Origin of the sequence: Acetobacterium sp. (assembly GCF_039830195.1) — a bacterium.
Lineage (GTDB): Bacteria > Bacillota > Clostridia > Eubacteriales > Eubacteriaceae > Acetobacterium.
Window position 1 is genome coordinate 20313 of record NZ_JBDODG010000003.1, and the last position, 22792, is coordinate 43104.

General features: G+C 43.6%; 20 protein-coding genes and 3 other annotated features. Of the genes, 5 read left to right on the forward strand and 15 right to left on the reverse strand.

All coding sequences use genetic code 11. The annotated features are described in order from the left end of the window. Positions 1–57: 57 nt before the first annotated feature. From ABGU93_RS00550 to lexA, 5 genes are all read left to right on the forward strand, one after another. On the forward strand, positions 58–771 hold the full coding sequence (locus ABGU93_RS00550; protein ID WP_347411556.1) for a 4Fe-4S double cluster binding domain-containing protein: 714 nt from the start codon (positions 58–60) through the stop codon (positions 769–771). A gap of 166 nt (positions 772–937) precedes the next feature. Then, a complete protein-coding gene (locus ABGU93_RS00555; RefSeq protein WP_347411557.1) occupies positions 938–2266 on the forward strand; it encodes a DUF512 domain-containing protein in 1329 nt (442 codons plus the stop codon). 57 nt (positions 2267–2323) lie between these two features. After that, on the forward strand, positions 2324–3643 hold the full coding sequence (der, locus tag ABGU93_RS00560; RefSeq protein ID WP_347411558.1) for a ribosome biogenesis GTPase Der: 1320 nt from the start codon (positions 2324–2326) through the stop codon (positions 3641–3643). Positions 3644–3923: 280 nt separating this feature from the next. Then, positions 3924–4907 carry a tyrosine recombinase XerC gene (locus tag ABGU93_RS00565; RefSeq protein WP_347411559.1) on the forward strand — a complete coding sequence of 328 codons (984 nt, stop codon included), beginning with the start codon at positions 3924–3926 and terminating at the stop codon, positions 4905–4907. Between the two features lie 89 nt (positions 4908–4996). Beyond that, a complete protein-coding gene (lexA, locus tag ABGU93_RS00570) occupies positions 4997–5641 on the forward strand; it encodes a transcriptional repressor LexA (protein ID WP_347411560.1) in 645 nt (214 codons plus the stop codon). 66 nt (positions 5642–5707) lie between these two features. On the opposite strand, the gene zapA is transcribed toward lexA, so the two are convergent. From zapA to ABGU93_RS00645, 15 genes are all read right to left on the reverse strand, one after another. After that, positions 5708–6268 (reverse strand): cell division protein ZapA, encoded by a 561-nt coding sequence (gene zapA, locus ABGU93_RS00575; protein WP_347411561.1) that lies wholly within the window; start codon positions 6266–6268, stop codon positions 5708–5710. 108 nt (positions 6269–6376) lie between these two features. After that, a complete protein-coding gene (locus ABGU93_RS00580) occupies positions 6377–7255 on the reverse strand; it encodes a DNA-processing protein DprA (protein WP_347411562.1) in 879 nt (292 codons plus the stop codon). A gap of 12 nt (positions 7256–7267) precedes the next feature. Further along, positions 7268–9646 (reverse strand): phenylalanine--tRNA ligase subunit beta, encoded by a 2379-nt coding sequence (gene pheT / locus ABGU93_RS00585; RefSeq protein ID WP_347411563.1) that lies wholly within the window; start codon positions 9644–9646, stop codon positions 7268–7270. 13 nt (positions 9647–9659) lie between these two features. After that, positions 9660–10682, reverse strand: coding sequence for a phenylalanine--tRNA ligase subunit alpha (gene pheS / locus ABGU93_RS00590; protein WP_347411564.1), 1023 nt, complete (start codon positions 10680–10682; stop codon positions 9660–9662). Between the two features lie 90 nt (positions 10683–10772). After that, positions 10773–11003 (reverse strand) — a binding site (T-box leader). Between the two features lie 39 nt (positions 11004–11042). Next, positions 11043–11834 carry an RNA methyltransferase gene (locus ABGU93_RS00595; RefSeq protein WP_347411565.1) on the reverse strand — a complete coding sequence of 264 codons (792 nt, stop codon included), beginning with the start codon at positions 11832–11834 and terminating at the stop codon, positions 11043–11045. Positions 11835–11836: 2 nt separating this feature from the next. Beyond that, the gene (locus ABGU93_RS00600) at positions 11837–12505 is read right to left on the reverse strand and encodes a TrkA family potassium uptake protein (RefSeq protein ID WP_347411566.1); all 669 of its coding nucleotides are present in this window, start codon (positions 12503–12505) and stop codon (positions 11837–11839) included. 14 nt (positions 12506–12519) lie between these two features. Further along, a complete protein-coding gene (locus tag ABGU93_RS00605) occupies positions 12520–13896 on the reverse strand; it encodes a TrkH family potassium uptake protein (RefSeq protein WP_347411567.1) in 1377 nt (458 codons plus the stop codon). Between the two features lie 131 nt (positions 13897–14027). After that, positions 14028–14384 carry a 50S ribosomal protein L20 gene (gene rplT, locus ABGU93_RS00610; protein WP_347411607.1) on the reverse strand — a complete coding sequence of 119 codons (357 nt, stop codon included), beginning with the start codon at positions 14382–14384 and terminating at the stop codon, positions 14028–14030. Positions 14385–14407: 23 nt separating this feature from the next. Further along, positions 14408–14611 (reverse strand): 50S ribosomal protein L35, encoded by a 204-nt coding sequence (rpmI, locus tag ABGU93_RS00615; RefSeq protein ID WP_026393216.1) that lies wholly within the window; start codon positions 14609–14611, stop codon positions 14408–14410. 108 nt (positions 14612–14719) lie between these two features. Then, positions 14720–15259 carry a translation initiation factor IF-3 gene (gene infC / locus ABGU93_RS00620; protein ID WP_347411608.1) on the reverse strand — a complete coding sequence of 180 codons (540 nt, stop codon included), beginning with the start codon at positions 15257–15259 and terminating at the stop codon, positions 14720–14722. A gap of 171 nt (positions 15260–15430) precedes the next feature. Continuing rightward, a complete protein-coding gene (locus ABGU93_RS00625; RefSeq protein WP_347411568.1) occupies positions 15431–16225 on the reverse strand; it encodes an ATP-binding cassette domain-containing protein in 795 nt (264 codons plus the stop codon). Beyond that, the gene (locus tag ABGU93_RS00630) at positions 16226–17122 is read right to left on the reverse strand and encodes an ABC transporter permease (RefSeq protein ID WP_347411569.1); all 897 of its coding nucleotides are present in this window, start codon (positions 17120–17122) and stop codon (positions 16226–16228) included. It abuts the gene before it with no gap. Positions 17123–17236: 114 nt separating this feature from the next. Beyond that, positions 17237–18229 carry an ABC transporter substrate-binding protein gene (locus ABGU93_RS00635; protein WP_347411570.1) on the reverse strand — a complete coding sequence of 331 codons (993 nt, stop codon included), beginning with the start codon at positions 18227–18229 and terminating at the stop codon, positions 17237–17239. A 108-nt stretch (positions 18230–18337) separates the two neighbouring features. Beyond that, positions 18338–18579 (reverse strand) — a binding site (T-box leader). A 71-nt stretch (positions 18580–18650) separates the two neighbouring features. Further along, the gene (gene thrS / locus ABGU93_RS00640; RefSeq protein WP_347411571.1) at positions 18651–20567 is read right to left on the reverse strand and encodes a threonine--tRNA ligase; all 1917 of its coding nucleotides are present in this window, start codon (positions 20565–20567) and stop codon (positions 18651–18653) included. A 104-nt stretch (positions 20568–20671) separates the two neighbouring features. Next, positions 20672–20926, reverse strand: a binding site (T-box leader). Between the two features lie 70 nt (positions 20927–20996). Beyond that, complete coding sequence (locus tag ABGU93_RS00645) at positions 20997–22715, reverse strand: DUF4080 domain-containing protein (protein ID WP_347411572.1); 1719 nt, start codon at positions 22713–22715, stop codon at positions 20997–20999. Positions 22716–22792: the final 77 nt, after the last annotated feature.

Consider the following 22792-nt stretch of genomic DNA (forward strand, 5'->3'; position numbering starts at 1 on the left):
ATATTGTAACATATCAATGGATCAATTTCGCTATTTCTATGTAAAAAAGAGGAAAAAATGAAAAAAGAAGTCAAGCGCAATCACGCACTCCCGCAAAATCATTGCAACCAGACCATTGTCAGTCTGGGTCAAGCACTCGGTGCGACCGAAATCGGGTTTTCCGACTTATCGGTGCTGCCAGATCAAAAGCGAATGAACTTTAATCGCGCTATCACCGTTGTAATAAAACTTTCCGATGGTATTTTAAATCAGATTGGGGCTGAGCCCACGCAAACCTATTTCAGTCACTACCGCAGCGTTAATCGCCTGATTGACGACATCTGTTTACGGATCCTATTGGCGTTGGAAGCCCAGGGTTACCCCAGTGTGGCGATTCCCGCATCGCAGTCCGTGGCTGACCTGGAAGATCAGTTCACTGGCGCTTTTCAGCATAAAACCGCCGCTGTGCTGTCAGGCTTGGGCTGGATTGGGCGCAGTGCCTTGTTTATTCATCAGCGTTACGGACCCCGGGTCCGCCTCGGGACGATCTTAACCAATGCCCCGTTACGCGTCGCTGAGCCAGTTACTGAAAGTGGCTGCGGTTCCTGTCGGAGCTGCGTCAGTGCCTGCCCGGCCATGGCCATCGAAGGGTCGCTCTGGCAGCCGGGAATGCCGCGCAATCAGCTGTATGATGCCTACGCCTGCAGCCACCATATGAAAGAAGCCTATCAGCATATCGGCCGGGGTGTTGTCTGTGGTTTATGTGTCGTTGCCTGTCCAATCGGAAAATAAGACACATTTTAATGAAATATCTTTGATAAGGTCGTCATAAGCACTGTTTTATTGGGAAAAATTCTTAAATAGGTTTTTTTTTCTCTCAAAATATTATATAATAGACAAGGAGAACTGCCGGCTGGTTTTGCTAGGCAGTTTTTAAATTGTAAAGAAACAGAGAGAAGTGTTGAAAAAATTTATAATAAACGGCGTTGAGGATGATAGCATCCTCAGTGAAATGGAAGTCGAAGCGGGGGATATCCTGCTGTCGATCAATGGCATGCCGGTGACTGATATATTGGATTATCGCTATCTGATTGCCGACGACACACTGGCGGTCGAAATTGAAAAACCGGATGGCGAAATCTGGGAACTGGATATCGAAAAAGAATATGAGGAAGATTTAGGCGTTGCCTTTCCGGAAACGATGATTGGCACAAAAACCTGTAAGAACAACTGTGTTTTTTGCTTTATTGACCAGTTACCAGCAGGTATGCGCGACAGTCTTTATGTCAAAGATGATGACGAACGCTTGTCATTTTTAACCGGCAATTATATTACCATGACGAATCTCACCCCCGATGAACTGAATCGGATTATTCGCTACCGCATTATGCCGATGAATCTTTCGATTCATACCACTAATCCTGAATTGCGGATCAAGATGCTTAAAAACCGTTTTGCCGGCGATGTGATGTCCTATCTGGAGACCTTTTATGATAATGGCATTCAGATGAACGGACAAATCGTGCTGGTCCCCGATTTTAACGATGGTGTCGAACTGAAAAAAACGCTGCAGGATTTAAAAGCGTTTTATCCCGTTCTACAGTCCGTTTCGGTGGTCCCGGTCGGTCTTTCCAACCATCGCCTTGGTTTGGAAGAACTCCGTCTCTTTAATCAGGATGATGCTCAGAAAACCCTGGAAATTATTAATGCCGTCCATGATGAAATGGAAGCAGCACACGGCGATGGATTTATCTATCCCAGCGACGAGTTTTTTTTACTGGCGAAGCATCCCATTCCCGAAAGTGATTATTATAACGGCTTTCCCCAAATTGAAAATGGGGTAGGGATGATGGCTGATTTTACAGCCTCGGTTCGGGAAACCTTGCAAATGCTAAAAAATAAGCATACGGACGCGACCACCACCAAAAGAATCGGCATCCTGACCGGTACGGCGGCCGATGATTATCTTAACAATCTGGTTGCTGAGATAAAACAAGCATATCCATTACTGGATCTGACCGTTTTTCCGATCACCAACCATTTCTTTGGCGAAGCCATTACCGTATCCGGGCTGCTCACCGGTGCGGACATCCTGGCCCAAATGAAACCCCGGCTCGAACAGACCCCCTGTGATTTGCTGCTACTGCCGGAAAACACCCTGCGCAGCGGTACCGATACCTTATTGGACGACTGGACCCTGGAAACATTAGGCGCAGCTCTTAATGTAACGATCCTCGGGGTTCCGGTTCATGGTGAAGACCTGCTGCAAATATTATTAAACAAATAAAACACGATTTAAAAATAAAATTATAAATAATGATTATAAATGAAGTGAGGAAATAAAATGCCAAAGCCTATCGTAGCAGTGGTTGGCCGCCCGAATGTGGGAAAGTCAACTCTGTTTAATAAATTAGTTGGAGAACGAATTGCCATCGTCGAAGATACCCCCGGCGTCACCCGAGATCGGATCATTGCCGATGCTGAGTGGCAGAACCACCATTTTACCCTGATTGATACCGGCGGGATCGAACCCCATACCAAGGATGACATTCTTTTACAGATGCGGGTTCAGGCTGAAATCGCCATTGATATGGCCGATCTGATTGTCCTGATGGTCGACGGTCGGGAAGGAATGACCGCCTCGGATCTGGAAGTTGCCAATATGATCCGAAAACATGACAAAGATGTGTTATTGGCCGTCAATAAGGTTGACAGCCAGGGTCTGGAAAATAACGCCTTTGAATTCTATAACCTGGGAATTGGTGAACCAATAGCTATCTCAGCCGAGCAGGGCTTGGGTCTAGGGGATTTTCTGGACGAAATCATAAACCATGTCAAACGTTATTACGACGAAGAAGAAACCGAAGATGACCGCTTACGGGTGGCCGTTATCGGTAAACCAAATGTCGGGAAGTCGACCCTGATCAATAAGGTCCTGGGCGAAGAGCGACTAATTGTCAGCGATATCCCCGGTACCACCAGGGATGCCGTCGATACCGGCGTCCGATACGACGGGGAAGACTATGTCTTAATCGATACCGCCGGATTGCGACGCAAGAAAAAAATCTACGAAGATATTGAACGTTACAGCATCATTCGAGCCATTGCCGCCGTTGAACGAAGCCAGGTCGTCCTGGTTCTGATTGATGCATCCCAGGGAGTCACCGAACAGGATGCCAAAATTGCCGGGATCGCCCATAATCGCTCCAAGCCATCGATCATTATTGTCAATAAATGGGACACCGTAGAAAAAGACAATAAAACCATGAAAAAGATGGAAGGGGATATCCGCGACGCGCTTTCATTTATGGATTACGCACCGATTATCTTTATCTCGGCTAAAACCGGACAGCGATTGGGCAAAATCTTTGAAACCATCGAATATGTCAAAGCCCAGAGCGCCAAACGGATCACCACCGGTAAGGTCAATGAAGCCCTGGCTGAATTTGTCATGATGAAACAGCCGCCATCAAAACATGGCCGTCGTCTGAAATTATATTATGCATCTCAGGTGGCCATTAATCCGCCGACATTTGTGGTGTTTGTCAATGATATGACCCTGGTTCATTTTTCTTATCAGCGTTACCTGGAAAACAAACTCCGGGAAACCTTTGATTTCTTTGGAACACCGATTCGTTTCTTTATCCGGGAACGATCAGAGTAAGATTTCAAATTTAATTTGCGTATTTAATTATGATGAACGAAAATTTTGCCGAAGCATGGCAGAATTTTCGTTCTTTTTAAATCTGTATTTTTGATCAGCTTCTGTTAAGAGACTAAAATATTTTGTCGCGAAATGTAAGTTTCGTGACAAATGAGCTAAAATGTGATAAGCTATCAATAATTCATCCGTCTCAGCCGGATTATGTAATAATCTGTTCTGACTGGTTTTGCGACAGCTCACGTTCGCAGCGGACTGCCAAATAAATTTTAGGAGACATGTCATGACAACCCCAACTAATCTAACGGATAAAATAATTCCGAACAACGCCATAATTGATGAATTTCTAAATTATGTTTTGACCATCAAAGGTTATTCCGAAAAATCAGCTCAAGCTTATCGTTATGATCTGATTATCTTTTTCCGGTTTATTAAGCGCTATTTTGCCATGGTTCCACAATCCCTTGATTTTGATGAGATTCCCATTGATGATGTCGCCATTGATGATTTAAAATCGGTCAATCTGGGGATTCTCTATGCATTTCTTTCCTATTCAAGCAAGGAACGCCACAATTCAGACGCTGCCCGCAGCCGCAAGGTCTCATCATTGCGATCTTTTTTTAATTATCTGTGCAACAAACAGAAATACTTTCTGCCCAATCCGGTGACTGAATTGGAAATGCCCAAACTACCAGCCCGTCACGCCCGTTATCTGGAATGGGATGAAGCGGTTGATCTGTTAAAAGGCATCACTGGCCGTCATCAAGAACGGGACTTTGCCATTGTTACCCTGTTTCTGAATTGCGGGATGCGGCTATCGGAACTCACGCAAATAAAGATCTCTGATATTAAGAATGATGCCCTGCGGATCATTGGCAAAGGAAATAAGGAACGGACCGTCTTTCTAAACCATGCCTGTTTAAAAGCGATCAACCGTTATCTGGCTGTTCGTCAGGAATCAGACTCCCCCTATCTGTTTCTCAGCCAGCAGAATACCCCCATCAGCAACCGGGCCGTGCAACATCTGGTTAAGAAGCACCTGGCCAGTTGTGGGCTGAATACCGACGAAATCAGCGTTCACAAACTGAGACATACGGCGGCTACCCTGATGTTTCGCTATGGCAATGCCGACCTGCGCTCGGTTCAGGAAATTCTGGGTCATCAGAACGTTTCAACAACCCAGATCTATACCCATATTAATGAAGAAACTCTGCGGGATACCTTAAATCAAAACCCCCTATCGCAATTTGAGCGTGACGACGACTAAAAGAAAGAAAATCTTCAAAAACAGAACTTACGTTTGTTTTTCTGTTTAGGATATGTTATAATAAGCCATAAATATTTGGAGGAATGCTAATGTACGAGGATTTGAACAGCAAACAGTTTGCAATATTAAAATTTATCGAAGCCCAAATGCGTGACAAGCGTTATCCCCCATCGGTACGGGAAATATGTGCCGCTGTTAATTTAAAATCAACCTCCACCGCGCACACCTACTTGAAAAAGCTGGAGGAACTGGGGTATATAAAACGGGATGCGACGAAAACCCGGGCCATCGAAGTCCTTCGACACGATCCCAACGAAACAATTTCAAACTATTTTGACGAAAAGACGATTGTTTCACTGCCAATTTTGGGTTGCGTTACAGCCGGTGCGCCGATCCTGGCGATTGAAAATATCACCGATATTTTTCCCCTGCCCTTAGATTTTACCGGAACAGAAGCCGCCTTTATTCTTGAAGTTAAGGGCACCAGTATGATTGATGCGGGTATTCTGGACGGGGATAAGATTGTCGTCAGAAAACAGGAAACGGCCCGAAATAATGAAATAATTGTGGCCCTCCTGCTTGAAGATAACGAAGCCACGGTAAAACGGATCTTTTTTGAAGACGCCAATAAAATTCGGCTCCAACCTGATAATAAAACCATGGACCCGATTATCTGCAATGCCGAAGATGTCAGAATTCTCGGTAAGGTTACCGGACTCATTCGAAAATTCTAAACAAAAAAAAGATGTGCAAACATCTTTTTTTTGTTGTTCATATTTAGTTTGTCTGATTCGTTTTAGCTAATCCAATTTCATTTTGTCTTCAATATTTTTGAAGATATCTTTTTCAATATGATTTTTATTTGCTTTAACTAATTCGATCTGGCTTTCAAAAAGTTGATTCTGTAAATCTAGAATTGTTTTACGGCTGGTTTCGCTTTCAATTTTGCTTTGTCGCAAATGTTCACGATATTGAGCCAGTAAATCATTTTTCTCATCCAATTCTTTTTGCAGCAATTCTTTTTCTTCGGCCAGGCTTTCATATTTCGCTTTTTCTTCAGCTAAAATGTCGTTGGCTTTCTTAAGTTCTTCTTTGATCAGTTTAATCTCGCCGATTTCTTTCGCTTTGAATTCTTCACTGCTGCGAACTTCTTCTTCCGCAATAAAAAGCCGTTCGGTTATATTCATACAGCCCAGGATCGCAATCCGAATGTGATTGGTAAAAGGATTAGCAGCCTTGACGCGTTCCAATTCGGCATTGACGTAATCAGAAACGTGTTTGATATGTTCTTCGTTTCCCTTTGCCTTTAAATTAAATTCGGTATCTAATATGCGTAATTCCATTATTGTTTGTTCAGGCATTTTTTCCTCCTGTGAAATAAATTTTATTTTCTTAGTCAAATAATCATTTTCTAATCTATTCTCTTCTATTATATGTAATAAAGCAAAAAATTACAAATGATTTATCAATTAATAATTTTCGATGAGTTGAGTGAGCTCGGCATTTTCGATGATCTGATAGTTTATCTGCTTTTGGTCGAGATGATTAAAGCCATCCCGTGATTCTTCATAAATCACCGGGATGGAATAAATCGGCTTATTGTATTTTTGGGCGTAATTAAGGGTATGAATGGTTCCGCTGCCCGGTGCGAAATTGGATACGAGCACAAATTGGCTGGTCGCGCTTTGCAGCCGATCCCGTTCGATGAATTTGTAGGGCTGAACCGTTTCACGATGACTGTATTCGGAAACCAGACAACCGCCCTGATCACATATTTTTTCCGCCAAACCGCGATTTGTAGCCGGATAAACCGGGGCCAAACCCGAAGGCAAAAATGCCACCGTTTTTCCGCCACCAGCCAGACAGCCTGAATGTCCATCAGCGTCTGAGCCAACCGCCAGGCCGCTAATCACCACGAAATTATTTTCGGCCAGCAGCTTACCGGCCTGAAAGGCGAAGTCGGATCCCAGCCGGGATGGCGAACGGCTACCAATCACTGCGGCTCGTTTAGGGTGATTTAAGACGTCAAGATCACCCTGGTAGAACAGCAAGACCGGGTTGTCGCTGAAATTCAGACACGCCGGGAAACCATCCGCTAAATAAGATATGTAACGGATTCCCAGCTGATCACATTCAGCGATCAGCCGTTTGGTATCGTCCATGGATGTATCAAGATCCGTTTGACCAATTTGATTAGAGATAATATGAAAGGTTTGGCCGATTTCCACAATTTCCTTTAAATTAAGACTCTCGGGGGCCGTGATCATATCCAGCAGCAGTTTAACTTTCTGGCGCCCGACCCCCGTTAGTTGCAAGAGCCCGATAATAATCTCATCTATATTATTCATACCAGGTGGTTCTTATTCGCGGAGCTGGGCGTCAAATGATCGTTTTAATTCGCTGAGGATCTGATCGATCACCGGGTTAATGTCATTGTCGTTAAGGGTCCGTTCATGATGTCTGAAGTTTAAGGCATAGGCCAGACTCTTGTAACCATCGGGAATTTGCGCCCCGGTATAGACATCAAATAAGTCGACGCTTTCAAGAATATCACCACTGTTTTTGCGGATAATCGTCTCAATCGCCGCCGCCGGAATATCGGCTTTTAATAAAATCGCCAGGTCGCGATTTGACGCCGGGAATTTAGGCAGATCGGCAAATTTATTATCCAGCGATGCGCAATCATACAGCGCTGCAAAATTTAATTGACAAACATAGCAGCGCTTGGGCAGTTCATAATTTTTGACGACGATCGGATGAATTTCCCCAATTTCGCCTAATTTTATGCCCTCCACAAAAATTTCAGCTTTGCGGCCGGGATGCAGGAAGTCTGAGCCACCCGCAATAAAATCAGGATATTTAATGCCCGACTGCCCCAGCAACAGCTCGACAACGCCTTTTAATTCAAAATAATCCTCGCCGCCATAGCTGCTGATGGCCAGTTTCTGTTCTTCGATCGGCAACTCCCCAGGCTTGCTATTCTTTCGATAGGTATTGGACAGTTCAAAAAAACGACCAAACGGGTTTTTGCGGTTATAGTTTAGTGAAATCACTTCCAATTGATGTCCAATCAGAGTATGGCGCATGATGCTATTTTCTTCCCCCAATGGGTTGATCAATGGGATCAGGTTATCCTCAAGCTGTGAATTCAGCCCGTGAAGCCGTTTTTCGCTGGTGAAAGACGATGTCAGGGTTTCATAATAGCCCTGACCAACCAGGATATTCTTGAGGGTATCTTCAAATTTTTGCACCGGGGTTTTACCGCCAACCATGGTTTCGCCGCCCATGATCGTCCCGGGAATCATATCGTAACCAAAAATCCTTACCACTTCTTCGGCCAGATCTTCTTTAAGGTCAATATCCAACCGATAACTGGGGACTTCAACTTCAAGGATATGATCTGAGCTTTTTTCGACCTTAAAAAATAACCGGGTCAGCATTTTGGCAATTTCATCGATGGTCAGTGAAATACCCACAAAGGTATTGAACCAATTGATATCGAGACTCACCTTTTTTAAGCTTGCCACCTTGGGATAAACGTCGATCAGCCCTTCAATGACTTCGCAAGCGCGGATTTCCAACAGCAGCTGGGTGGCCCGCAGTGCCGCAACACCAGCCAGTTCGGGATCAACACCCTTTTCAAAACGAGATGATGCCTCGGTTCTCAGGCCCAGCTGCTTGGCTGTCAGCCGCACACTGCCTTTGTTAAAATTGGCTGATTCCAGCACAATCAGACTGGTGGTTTCGGTTATTTCGGAATTTTCACCGCCCATGACGCCGGCAATCGCTACCGGTGCCTTGCCATTCGTGATCATCAGCATGGTTTCATCGATATCCCGTTCTTTATCATCCAGGGTTACGATTTTTTTATTGGTGGTGGTTTTAACCACAATTTCCTGGGACTGAAGACTATCATAATCAAAGGCATGTAGCGGCTGGCCCAGCTCCAGCATCACATAATTGGTGACATCGACAATATTATTAATCGGACGCACGCCACTGTTTTGCAGTTTGATCTGCATCCACAATGGCGATGCTTCAATTTTCTTGACTTTCAGCATCTTGGCCACATAGCGCGGACAGGCGGGATCTTCAATTCTGACGCTTAAATAATCGGCAATCTGATTTGTACTTTCGGTGGTATCATAGGTGGTAACACCGGCCATCGGGAGATCCAGCGTTGCTGACGCTTCCCGGGCGATGCCGATGATCGATTGACAGTCCGAACGGTTAGCCGTTAATTCCACATCGATGATCACATCATCCAGCCACAGCAGTTCCCGGGCATCCATTCCCAGCGGCGTATTTTCCGGCAGAATTAGAATCCCTTCCATGATTTCTTTGGAAAACAAGTCAGTATTCATACCCAGTTCTTCAATTGAGCAGAACATCCCGTAGGAAAGCAGTCCTCTAAAATCATTGGTGCCGATTTTGGTACCATTGGCAAGCACAGCCCCATCAACGGCTACCGGTACGATGGCACCGACAAAAACGTTTTTGGCAGCGGTAACAATCACCCGCTCGTCGGTTCCCATATCGACGGTACAGACAATCAGTTTGTCAGCATTGGGATGGGGTTCTATCTTGGTGATTTTTCCAGTAAAGATATTGGCAACATTCTCAGCCACAACGGTCAGTGTTTCCACCTTTGTGCCTGACATGGTCAGGGCCTCACCAAAATCATAAGGGGACATTTTTATATCAACAAATTCTTTTAACCAATTCAGTGAAACTAGCATATTATCGTTCCTCCTATTTAAATTGCGCTAAAAAACGCAGGTCATTTTCAAATAATAAACGCAGATCGTTTATTCCATACTTGATCATCGTGATGCGGTCAAGGCCCATACCAAAGGCAAAGCCGCTGTACTCATCGGGGTCGATACCGCAGAATCGCAAGACGTTGGGGTGAACCATCCCGCAACCCAGAATCTCGATCCAGCCGGTATTACTGCAGACCTTGCAGCCGACACCGCCACATTTGAAACAGGTGACGTCCATTTCCGCGCTGGGTTCGGTAAAATAAAACTGGTGTGGTCGGAATTTTGTTTTGGTCTGTTCGCCAAATAACTTTTTGGCAAATAAATCCAGGGTTCCTTTAAGATCGCTCATGGTAATACCCTTGTCGATAACCAGGCCTTCCATTTGATGGAAAACCGGCGAATGAGTGGCATCTATTTCGTCGCAGCGATAAACCCGACCTGGTGAGATAATCCGTAAGGGTGGTTTCTGTTCCTGCATAACTCGTACCTGAACTGGGGAAGTTTGTGTTCTCAGAACAATATCGTCCTCATAATAGAAGGTATCCTGCAAGTCTCTGGCAGAGTGATCCTGGGGCACGTTCAGATAATCAAAATTATATTTTGCCCATTCGATTTCCGGACCTTCGGCAATTGAAAAGCCCATGCCCAGAAAGATTTCTTTCAATTCGTTAACCGTGGTGGTTAGCGGATGAAGATTTCCGGCCTGATGTTTTTTCCCCGGTAAGGATACATCAATGCTTTCTTCTTTGATCTGAGCTTCGATTTCTTTTTGCTCAAGTGCCTGTTTCTGAGCCGAAATATTATTTTCAATTTCCTCCCGAATTTCATTGGCCAATTTCCCGATGATTGGACGTTCTTCGTTGGAAAGCTTGCCCATTCCCTTCAGGGCAATGGTCAGCTCCCCTTTTTTTCCGAGGTACTTTATTCGCACATTGTCCAGTGTTTTTAATTCTTCAACGGCATTAAGATCGGCCAAACAGCGATCTCTTAATTGTTTGAGTTCTAACTCCATTTTGTTCTCCTTTTTTATCTTATAAAATGTTTTTTAATCATTTGCTGTTAAATCATTTTCTTTCAAATAAATAAAAAAATCGTCCTTCTGAAAAAGGACGAAATAATTCCGCGGTACCACCTTAAATTAATACTGATTGTATTCACTCAAAATTTTAACGCAATTAACGTTAGAGGCTAAAGGCCATCAAAATCGGATGATGACGTTCACGTCTAAAACTCCAGAGGGAACTTCAATAAAATTAAACACAAAATCTCTCAGCCTGGGATTTTTTCTCTGTAAAATTTAAAATTTATTTACTCGCTCTATCATTGTCGATAAGCTATTCAATTTTTGGTTTAATTTTGCTCAATAAAGTATTTATTTAAAATCTCTGACCAGGTCATACATAATAATCCCTGCTGCGGTTGCCACATTAAGCGACTCAGCCTGACCCCAAATGGGGATTTTTAGTAACTGGTCACAGCATTCACTCATTTCATGCGACATTCCTTTGGACTCGTTCCCCATCACAATTGCAAATGACCCGTTTAGGGGTTCGCGCTCCCATATGGAACTGCCCGTTAATGAGGTGCCAATGATGGTGATCGATTGCTTCTTTAATTGTTGCACATAATCGAGCAAGGACTCGACTTGATAAATCGGCAGATGAAAAACTGAACCCATCGATCCGCGCAGCACTTTTTCATTATAAACATCGGCCGTTTTGGCAGATGTCACCACACAGTCAAAACCGGCAGCATCGGCGGTGCGGATAATGGTGCCAACATTATAGGGATCCTGAACATCCTCCAATAAGACGTACCGTTTGAATGTGCCGGACGGAACGATTATTTTAGGTAAGATACAAATAATCCCTTCCGGTTTTTGCAAACTGGAGACCGAAGAAAGAATAGCCGGGCTAACGATTGTTACCGATACACCATTGCTGGCCAATGCGATTAAATAATCGTTGACCGTTCCGACATTGATTTCCAGCCATTCTTTAGTAATAAATACTTGTTTAAACAACAATTGTTTTTTGACAGCTTCCAGAAACAGTTTGGTTCCTTCAATTGTAAAGGCCGCTTCCGTATCTCTAAATGACTTACTGCTGAGTTTTCGCAGATATTTGAGCTGATCATTATTTTTTGACGTGATTTCCAGAAACATCGTTAATGATCTTTTCGGGATAATTTATTGATTTCATTAATCGAACGGTTTTCCCCCATCACAATCAACTTATCACCGGAATGGATGATATCATTGGCAACAGGTGAAGCATTCAGAACATCCAGTGTTCGAATGGCAATCACATTTAAGCCATGTTTTTCTCTCAGGTTCAGTTGATCCAGGGTTTTTCCTTCCCAGATATGGAGGGACTCGACTTCTACAATGGAATGGTTGGTATCGAGTTCTAAAATATCGATAAAATCACCGGAGAACAGATTATGGGCCACGCGCTCGCCCATATCGCGTTCAGGTGAAAACACTTTTTTGACCCCTAATTTAAGCAATACTTTTTCATGCTGAGCATTATTTGCTTTCCCATAAATCTCGCTGATTCCCAGCTCCTGAGCATTAACAATGCCCATAATACTGCTGTTAATATCGGAAGTGATGGAGACAACAACGGCATCGACATTTTTTAAACCGATTGACTTCAAGGCATTGATATCTGTCACATCAGCCTGAACTGCATAGGTGACTAAATTCGCAATATTTTGAATCTTTTCTTCGTCATTATCAACCACAACAACATTACAGCCCAACTCACTGAGAGTGATGGCAAGTGCTTCACCAAATCGCCCTAAACCAAGGACTGCAAACTGCTTATCTTTCAATTAATACTCCTCCTCTAGCCAATCATGATATTGCCTTCAGGCAATTTAAAATTACCTACGTTTTCTCGGGCGCGTTTTTCACTGCGTGAAATCGCATAGGCTACCGTCAATGGACCCAGCCGACCGACAAACATGGTAATACTTATGGCTATTTTTCCCCCAATTGATAAATGAGGGGTTAATCCGGTTGTTAAACCAACCGTGCCAAATGCAGAAAGCACTTCAAAAACCACGGTTTCAAAAGAAGCTTCGGGCTCAGTACATAATAACACAAAAATCATGACGATGACAATAGCGAAAGCAATAACCAGAACTGAAATTGCGCGGCGGATGGCCGGACCTAAGATGCTGCGTTTAAACGCAACGACGTCCTTGCGGCCATGCAGAACTGAAACCACAGTCATGATGATAATGGCAAAGGTAGTTGTTTTTACCCCACCACCAGTGGAACCCGGTGACGCACCGACAAACATAAACAGCATCGTTAAAAACAGAGACGGCGCCGTCAACGCACCAATATCGATGGTATTGTATCCGGCGGTTCGCGGTGTGATCGATTGAAAAGCGGCGGCCATGATTTTTACCGGTAAGGATAAATTACCCAGGGTTTTGGGGTTGGTAAACTCAAAAATAAAAAAGAGCACAAAACCGACAACCAGCAAAGCACCGGTAACCGTTAATACCAGTTTGGTATGCATGCTCATCTTGTTGAACTTACGGACATTAATTAAATCACTGGTAACAGCAAATCCCAAGCCACCGAGGATGATTAAACCGCCGATCACAAAATTGACAATAAAATTACCAACGTATTTTGTTAAACTGGAATAATTACCAAACAAATCAAAACCAGCATTACAAAAGGCTGAAATGGCATGAAAAAAACTGTAGGCAGTGCCCTGTAAAAACCCGTATTCCGGGATAAAAACAAGCGCCAGCAACAATGCCCCAATTCCTTCGATCACTAGTGATGAAAAGAAAATATATTTTGTAAATTTGACAATCCCTGAGATCGAATCCATATTCACCGAGGATTGAATTAGCAGCCGGTCTTTAATGGTAATGCGTTTACCAGCCAGCACAAAAAACATCGTGGTCAGTGACATGAATCCCAATCCACCAATCTGGATCAAAAATATAATGACGACTTTCCCGAATAATGACCAGAACGTCCCCGTGTCAACTACCACTAATCCGGTCACACAAACCGCCGAAGTTGCCGTAAATAGGGCGTTAACAAAACCGCCGCTCTCTCCAGAATTACTGGCAATGGGCAAAGTCAGAAGAATTGCTCCCAGCAGAATAACCAGCGCAAATCCGTAAATCAGCATTTCTGCCGGGGAGCGCTGGCCCACAAATTTATTAAAATTCCAACGTATTTTTTCTGCCACGATCCTGTCTCCACCTATAATATTTGACAATCATACATATTTTAACACGCTGCTATAAAAAAGCAACAATAATATACAATAAAAAAACTTCCCAAGCATGGATAATCCGTTGAGAAGTTTTTTCAGTACGATTAGTTCATGTTTTTCTTTGATACTTCAACTAAGTCTTCGAAAGCTTTGATGTCATTCATTGCCAAATCAGCTAAGATTTTACGGTCAATTTCAACACCTGCTTGTTTTAAGCCAAACATGAATTTGCTATAGCTTAAGCCATACATTCTAGCACCGGCATTGATTCTGGTGATCCACAATCTTCTGAAATTTCGTTTCTTTTCTTTACGGCCAACATATGAAGATCTGAGTGCTCGCATAACGGCTTCATTTGCTGATCTATATAACTTACTTTTAGCACCATAATAGCCTTTTGCAAGTTTAAGTACTTTTTTATGTTTCTTTTTGGCATTAACGCCTTTTTTAATTCGCATTATCTATTTCCTCCTATCTTCAAATATTATCTTTTTACCATTTTGATCATTTTCATTACTACTTTAGCATCTCCAGGAGCTAAACCAGTAGCTTTTCTGAGGTTTCTTTTTCTCTTACTGCTTTTTTTGTTAAGAATATGGCGTTTACCAGCTTTAGTCCGTTTAATAAAACCTGATTTTTTTATTTTAAAACGCTTTGCAGCACCACGGTGTGTTTTCATTTTTGGCATAACTATTTCCTCCTCCCTGTACAAGGTATCTTTTATAAAAAACTATATCTGAGAAACTTATTCAAAAGAGCTAAGTTTCCTTATCAGATAGTCAATTAACACATTGATTTACTTATCTTTTTTGGGGGCTAAATACATAACCATATTTCGACCTTCGATTTTCGGTGCTTTTTCAACTACCGCAAGATCAGAAACGCGTTCTGCAAAATCAAGTAATACTTGTTTTCCCTGTTCCGTATAAGCCATTTCACGGCCTCTGAAACGAATAGCCACTTTAACCCGGCTACCTTGTTCCAAGAATTTAATGCAATTTTTAATTTTAACATTAATATCATGCTCTTCAACTCGAACCGACATACGAATTTCTTTAATAACTACAGCTTTTTGATTTTTCTTAGCTTCTTTTAATCGTTGGATTTCTTCGTATCTAAACTTTCCGTAGTCAAGAATCTTACAAACCGGCGGTTTTGCGTTTGGTGAAACTTTCACTAGATCCAAATTTTTCTCATCGGCTAATGCTTGAGCGTCTTTTGTATTCATGACTCCTAACATCTCACCTGCTTCGTCAATTACACGGATTTCGCGATCACGGATCTCGTTATTAATTTCGTGTTGAACTTCTTTGCTAATAGTAATATACCTCCATATATAAAAATTGCAGGTAGAGTCACTCCACCTGCAAAAAAATACTAACGAACATTCATCATGCGTTCATTCATATTTACCTATTTCCCTGAGAAATGAGGTGAGAAGTGTGTTTCCTCTACTTTGTTACTTAGCTATTATATGCTTATCCAGCATCGTTGTCAAGCGTTTTTTTTATGAAAGTAACGCCCGGTCATTGGCAAATTCTTCGCCGCTGACCTGACCAAAGCGTTTCAGTAAATCTTCAACGGTCAGTTGCTTCTTTTCTTCGCCCTTGATATCCAGGATAACCCGTCCTTCATGCATCATGATCAGACGATTGCCATGTTCAATGGCGTGGCGCATATTATGAGTGACCATCAGAGTCGTCAGATTGCCTTCTTTGACAAAACGGTCACTTAACTGCAGCACCTTGTCGGCTGTTTTCGGATCCAAAGCGGCCGTGTGTTCATCCAGCAACAGCAGTTTGGGTTTTTTCAGGGTCGCCATCAATAAGGTCAATGCCTGTCTTTGTCCACCTGAAAGCAGACCGACCTTGGCATGAAGACGATTTTCCAGCCCCAAATCCAGATGGCTGAGATATTCTTTATAAATCTCCCGTTCCTTATTACTGATGCCCCAGCTCAATGACCGGGTTTTACCGCGACGATAGGCCAGGGCGAGGTTTTCTTCAATCCCCATATTGCCGGCTGTACCCATCATCGGATCCTGAAAGACCCGGCCGATGACCGCCGAACGTTTATGTTCTGGCAGTTTGGTAACATCCAATCCATCAATTTGGATGGAACCCTTATCGACGCCAAAGACCCCGGCCACACAATTGAGAAATGTGGATTTTCCGGCGCCGTTGCCGCCGATGACGGTGACAAAATCACCTTCGGCCAGCTCCAGACTAAAACCGCTGAGGGCGACTTTTTCATTGACCGTTCCGGCATTGAATTTTTTTTCGATATCTTTAATAATTAACATTTATAGATCTCCTCCATTCATCGATTTTTTGATCGGGCGGAGATAACTTTTAAAGACCGGTAATGACAGTGCTATGGCCACGGTAATCGCGGTGAACAATTTCAAGTCGTTGGCCGGCATCCCCATTTTCAATACCAGCGCGATGATGATCCGATAGGTAATAGCACCGAGAACTAATGAAATCAGGCAATTGAAAAAATTGCGGGTGCCAAAAATAACTTCACCAATAATAACCGAGGCTAAACCGATGACGATTGACCCGATTCCCATCTGAATATCAGCAAAACTCTGGCTCTGGGCGATCAATGACCCGGAAAGAGCAACCAGACCATTGCTGATGACCAAGCCAAGAATAATCATGTTATTGGTGTTGATCCCCTGTGCCCTGGCCATTTGCGGATTATTACCGGTAGCCCGGATCGCACAGCCGGTCTCGGTTCCGAAAAACCAGTATAAAAGACCAACAATCACCATCACACTGATAAAACCAAAGAGCATGACCGAATATGTTGGGCTTAATCCCAGGTTTTCCATGGGCGTGAATACGGTATCAATCCGTAACAGTGACAGGTTGGCCTTCCCCATGATCCGCAAATTGACTGAATAAAGTGCGATCATTGTTAAAATACCTGCCAGTAACGCAGGTATTTTTAGTTTTGTATGAAGAATTCCGGTGACCAGTCCGGCCAGCATTCCGCCGACAAAGGCTAAACATGTAGCGATGAACGGATTCATTCCGTTAAAAATTGAAAAAGCTGCGATGGCAGCTCCCATTGCAATACTTCCTTCTACTGTTAAATCAGCAATATCGAGTATTCGGTAGGTGATATAAACGCCGATCGTCATGATCGCCCATAGCAGACCCAGCGATATTGCACCTAATATAATCTCAAACATTATTCTGCCTCACTTTTATCTATTGATTATCTTAATTAATAATTATAGCAAGCAGTAGCGATGAACACTACTGCTTGCTAAATCGTTTTTATTTATTTTTTTTAATTATCTTTCTTATTTTGCGGTAATAACGTATTGCTGAAGATCAGCGGGAATGGTTAAACCAATTTCCTGAGCGACTGCACCATTGATGGCATACTCAAATTTAGTTGCGGATTCGATTGGCATGGTTGCCGGTTCAGCTTCACCTTTAAGAATTTTTACGGCCATTAAACCTGTCTGGTAGCCCAGATCTGAATAGCTGATTCCCAGGGTTGCCAGTCCACCGGATTCTACCATCCCGGATTCACCGCAGATTACCGGTGTTTTTGACTGCGAGGTAATGCTTTGAACCTGAGGCATTGCTGAGGCAAAGACATTATCGGTAGGAATGTAGATCGCATCACATTGGCTGACAATCGATTGGGTCGCCTGTTGAACATCATTTGAATTGGTCACTGTTACTTCCACATATTTCAGCCCCAGTTTTTCAATCGCTTCTTTGGCAATTTTAGCCTGGATGACTGAATTATCTTCGCTGGAAGTATAAAGAACCCCCACAGTTTTGGCAGTCGGTACCAGTTTAACCAGCAGGTCAATTTGTTCCTTGATTGGGTTCATGTCGGTTGTTCCGCTGACATTTCCGCCAGGCGCTTCGTTTGAAGTGACCAGCCGAGCTGCTTCATAATCGGTGATCGCGGTACCTAATACCGGGATTTCGGTGGTTTTACCAGCGATGGCCTGGGCCGCCGGGGTTGCAATAGCAAGAACCATATCGACCTTGTTGCTGACAAAACGGTCGCTGATGGTTGATAGATTACTTTGATCACCCTGGGCATTTTGGACATCGATGGAAATATTATCGCCATCTTTATAACCATTGTCAGCCAGTGCGGTGACAAAGCCTTCGCGAGCGGCATCCAGGGCGACGTGATCAACGTATTGAACAATCCCGATGGTCGCTTCTTTACTTTCTTCTTTTGTGGCCGTGCTTGTGCATCCGGCACCTAAGGCAACCACAGCTGCAACGAGCAGAACGGTCATTAATTTTTTTCCGTGTGTTTTCATTTCTTTTCCTCCATTTTCATTTTTTATTCAATAAAACCTTTTCAGGTCGAATTGTTCGTACTGACTTCTGCTTTTTTACCTTTACGCAAAAAAAATTCGCCTCTGTATAACAGGGACGAATACAAATTCGCGGTACCACCTTGCCTTTGATGCTGATGCATCACACTCTGCAAGCAACCTTAGTCACTTATCCATGATAACGGTTGGTATCCGGCCCAGCCTACCGGGCAAAGCCTTTCGGTGAGCAGCTCACAGGATGTATTCATAACGGGGTCCTGCTTTCTCACACCAACCGAAAGCTCTCTGAAAAGATCATCCTATTATTACTTGTTCCTAGTCATCACTTTATTGTTTTTTATTATATTTATACGAGTCGAATTTGTCAACCATTATTGCAAATTCGACCCGTATTATTCCTGATTTATTCCAGGGTCAATGATTTTGTGTTAATTTTTTCGGTCAGTTTTTCTTTGAGATCGGCCAGACTGATCAGGCCGGCATCACCAGTGTCGCGAATTCGCAGGGCCAGGTCGCCGCCTTCGGCTTCTTTATCGCCGACGACCAGCATATAAGGAACTTTTTGCATCTGTGCTTCCCGGATCCGGTAGCCCAGTTTTTCATCCCGGCCATCCACCGAGGCACGAACGCCAATGGCGGTCAGTTCTTCAGCAATGCCTTTGGCAAAATCATGGTGAGCATCCGCCACCGGTATAATCATCACCTGTACCGGTGCCAGCCAAACCGGGAATTTTCCGGCGAAGTGCTCAATCAGGATTCCGAAGAAGCGTTCAATACTGCCTAATATGGTACGGTGAACAATAACGGGCCGATGTTTTTCCCCGTCTGAACCAATATAGTTCAGGTCAAAACGTTCTGGCATTTGGAAATCCAGCTGAATGGTCCCACATTGCCAGGTCCGTCCCAGACTGTCCTCCAGATGGAAGTCAATTTTAGGACCGTAGAAAGCCCCATCACCAGGGTTTAGGCGATAGTCAATTCCTTTTTTCTCCAGCGCTTTTCTTAAGGCATCGGTCGCGATTTCCCAGACTTCATCCGAGCCGATGGCTTTCTCCGGTTTGGTTGATAATTCAACCTTGTAGTTAAACCCAAAGACCCGGTAGACATCATCGGCCAGATCGATGACCTTGATAACTTCGGCTTCAATTTGATCTGGAGTCATAAAGATATGAGCATCATCCTGGGTAAAGTTTCGCACCCGCATCAGGCCGTGGAGGGCGCCATGCAGTTCATGTCGATGGACCAAACCCAGTTCCGCCATCTTTAACGGCAGATCCCGGTAAGAGTGGCCTTTACGTTTATAAACCAGCATGCCACCTGGGCAGTTCATCGGTTTAACGGCATAGGAGGCTTCATCAATTTCGGTGAAGTACATATTTTCTTTGTAATGATCCCAGTGACCGGAGCGCTTCCACAGCTCGGCGTTGAGAATGATCGGGGTTTTAATTTCCTGATAGCCCCGCAGTTGATGGATCTGGCGCCAGAAATTTTCCAGCTCGTTGCGAATAATCATGCCTTTGGGGTGGAAAAATGGGAATCCCGGGCCTTCTTCTTGCAATGAAAAAAGATCCAGTTCTTTTCCCAACTTACGGTGATCGCGTTTTTTGGCTTCTTCCAACCGGGTCAGATAGGCTTCCAATTCGCTTTTTTTAGGGAAGGTAATGCCGTAGATCCGCTGCAGCATCTTGTTTTTTTCATCGCCGCGCCAGTAAGCACCAGCCAGACTTAACAGTTTAATCGCTTTAATCCCGCTGAGGTTTTGAATATGAGGACCGGCACAAAGGTCGGAAAACTCACCCTGGGAATAAAAGCTGATGATGGCGTCTTCCGGCAGGTTTTCGATCAGTTCGGCTTTGTAAATCTCGCCTTCGGCATTGACCTTAGCCAGGGCCTCGTTGCGGCTTAATTCGTAGCGTTCGATGACCAATCCCTCTTTAACAATTTTGGCCATTTCTTTCTCAATTTTTTCCATGATTTCGGGAGTGATAATCACATCGACATCAATATCATAGTAAAAACCATTGTCGATCGCCGGTCCGATCGCCAATTTTGCCTGCGGATAAAGGCGCTTGACGGCCTGAGCCAGCAGATGGGAGCCGGTATGCCAGAAGGCATGCTGGCCGCCTTCGTCTTCAAATTTTAACAGATTGAGGGTGGCGTCTTCATTAATTGGTTGGCGGATATCGACAACCTCGCCGTTGAGTTCCCCGGCCATGGTATTTTTGGCTAAACCAGGGCTGATATCAGTGGCAACTTCAAGAACAGTGATTCCGGGTTCATAAGTCTTTATGGATCCGTCTTTTAACGTAATAGTAATCATAATTTTCTCCTTTATATTTGAATTGTTATAACTATTTGCGGGTCTTAGTGACCGCTTTTCTAAAACCATTTAATTTTTAAAAACAAAAAAGCCCCTTTGTCAAACAAAGGGACGTATCAACGCGGTTCCACCCAATTTGATTCACTTGCGTGAATCCACTTAAGTTCTGAATAACGGTCAGCTCCGAAAAATCCTACTCGAGACGAATGTGTAAGCAGATGCCTAATCCAACTTTCCGATCGGTTTCAGATTTCAACTCCAAGGTGGTTTTCAATTATCTGCAGTATAGGCAATTACAGCCAGGTTGCCTATTCTCTGAAACGTATCGATAACTTACTCGTCCTTATCAGCGTCTTTTTTTATTTTTATTGCTTATCAGTATAACCTTTATCTAACCAGGAATCAATACTTTTCAGTAAATTTAATATTTTATTGCATGATCATGCGTGAGCCCGCTGCCGAAAATACCATTAACCCCGGTTTATCTGCTGGTGACAAAGCGGTTCCGGTAAGCCGGCTGAGAAAGGCCGCCGAAAAATATTGAAATTTGACTTGGGTATAGATTTTTTTCGGCGCCAGATTAATAAAATCATCCAGGTAAGTTTCGATATTCTGGGGATCTTTTAGAAACTCAAAAACCCATTCTTTATCAGGACTGTCATCGACTATCCCAGTTGGCAGTCTGAGATTGCCTTGGGAAAGGAAGTCAAATTTAAGCCACTCACCAATCAGTTGGCTTTTTTGATGATCATTAAAAAATTCTTTCAGGATACCAAAGAGCTGCTCCTTTGATTTGCCGACATCATAATAACCCTGGCTGTCCCAGTAAAATGAAAAGGCTTCAAAAAAGTCAAAGGGGGTGCTGTAAATCTGGGCAGCAAAAATAAAAGCTAAGCTCTGTTTAAATGCGCCGCTATTGAAGTAACGATCCACCAACACTTCTATTTGACGCAACTGATATAATTCAGCAGCACTGATGTACTGATTCGAAATAATTTCATAAGGCGGAAAGCTGGCATAGTTATAGTGATGCATTTTCGACTCTGCCCGAATCCGGGTACCTTTTAAACATTTGAGGAATCCCAATTGTAGCATATCGGGATTAAGGGCAATTACCTGGTTAAAGGATTCTTTGAAAACTGCATAGCTTTCATAAGGCAACCCCGCAATCAGATCCAGATGAATATGGATATTATGGTGATCCAACAGTTTTTTGACATGCTCTTCAGTTCTGCTCACACTGATTTTTCGGCCGATCGCCGAAAGCGTTGTCGCTGCAGTGCTCTGGACGCCAATTTCAAATTGAATCAGTCCCGGCGGTGCCGTCTTTAGCAGGTCAATCATTTCATCATCGATCAGGTCACCGGTCATTTCAAAGTGGAAATTTGTTTCGCCGCCCTGTTTAATAAGAAAGGCAAAAATTTCCTTGGCCCGGCCCATGTCACAGTTGAAAGTCCGGTCTACTAATTTGACCTGTTTAACACCAGCCTGAATAAAGAAATTCAGTTCCGCTAAAACTCTGTCCAGACTTAACATATTAAGACCCTGCTTCGCCGAAGACAGACAATAAGAGCAGGAAAATGGGCAACCCCGCATGGTTTCATAATAAATAATTTTGCGTTTCAGACTATCGATATTCAAGTTTAAATACGGAAAAACTAATTGGTTTAATGGGATCGGCGGTGCGTCAGGATTTTCGATGATTTCACCAGATCGGTGGCGATAACAGAGCCCGGGAATGCTACCAAGTCCATTCTGAACATCAACATTCTCATTTTTCAGCAGCATTTGTAGTTTGCCTTCCCCTTCGCCCTGAATAATCAGATCGCAAAAGTGATGGGCTTCCAACAAGGCCGCCCCGTCAAAGCTGACCTCCGGGCCACCAAAAATAATCTGTACCTGGGGTTTCGCTTTTTTTATAACTTCAGCCAACTTCAGAACAATTTCCATATTCCAGATATAACAGGAAAAACCGATCCGTTTGGTATCCTGATCCAGGAGTAGTTTGACAATCCGATGCAGCGGATCATTGATCGACATCTCCAGAATTTCGACATCAAAATCCGGCAGTTGCGCCTTTAATGAACGAACAGCCAGATTGGTATGGATATATTTGGCATTGATGGCGACTAAAACAAGTTCTTTCACAGTAACCTCCAGGTGATTGGGTATTCAGGCACGGATATATTGATAAATACAAACAAAATTTGCTTTGCTGCCGGCTT

Excerpts from the sequence above, each read along its gene's own strand:
- ABGU93_RS00550 (WP_347411556.1), top strand. The coding sequence starts at position 58 with ATGAAAAAAGAAGTCAAGCGCAATCACGCACTCCCGCAAAATCATTGC.
- der (WP_347411558.1), top strand. The coding sequence starts at position 2,324 with ATGCCAAAGCCTATCGTAGCAGTGGTTGGCCGCCCGAATGTGGGAAAG.
- ABGU93_RS00565 (WP_347411559.1), top strand. The coding sequence starts at position 3,924 with ATGACAACCCCAACTAATCTAACGGATAAAATAATTCCGAACAACGCC.
- lexA (WP_347411560.1), top strand. The coding sequence starts at position 4,997 with ATGTACGAGGATTTGAACAGCAAACAGTTTGCAATATTAAAATTTATC.
- zapA (WP_347411561.1), bottom strand. The coding sequence starts at position 6,268 with ATGCCTGAACAAACAATAATGGAATTACGCATATTAGATACCGAATTT.
- ABGU93_RS00580 (WP_347411562.1), bottom strand. The coding sequence starts at position 7,255 with ATGAATAATATAGATGAGATTATTATCGGGCTCTTGCAACTAACGGGG.
- pheT (WP_347411563.1), bottom strand. The coding sequence starts at position 9,646 with ATGCTAGTTTCACTGAATTGGTTAAAAGAATTTGTTGATATAAAAATG.
- pheS (WP_347411564.1), bottom strand. The coding sequence starts at position 10,682 with ATGGAGTTAGAACTCAAACAATTAAGAGATCGCTGTTTGGCCGATCTT.
- ABGU93_RS00595 (WP_347411565.1), bottom strand. The coding sequence starts at position 11,834 with ATGTTTCTGGAAATCACGTCAAAAAATAATGATCAGCTCAAATATCTG.
- rpmI (WP_026393216.1), bottom strand. The coding sequence starts at position 14,611 with ATGCCAAAAATGAAAACACACCGTGGTGCTGCAAAGCGTTTTAAAATA.
- ABGU93_RS00625 (WP_347411568.1), bottom strand. The coding sequence starts at position 16,225 with ATGTTAATTATTAAAGATATCGAAAAAAAATTCAATGCCGGAACGGTC.
- ABGU93_RS00630 (WP_347411569.1), bottom strand. The coding sequence starts at position 17,122 with ATGTTTGAGATTATATTAGGTGCAATATCGCTGGGTCTGCTATGGGCG.
- ABGU93_RS00635 (WP_347411570.1), bottom strand. The coding sequence starts at position 18,229 with ATGAAAACACACGGAAAAAAATTAATGACCGTTCTGCTCGTTGCAGCT.
- thrS (WP_347411571.1), bottom strand. The coding sequence starts at position 20,567 with ATGATTACTATTACGTTAAAAGACGGATCCATAAAGACTTATGAACCC.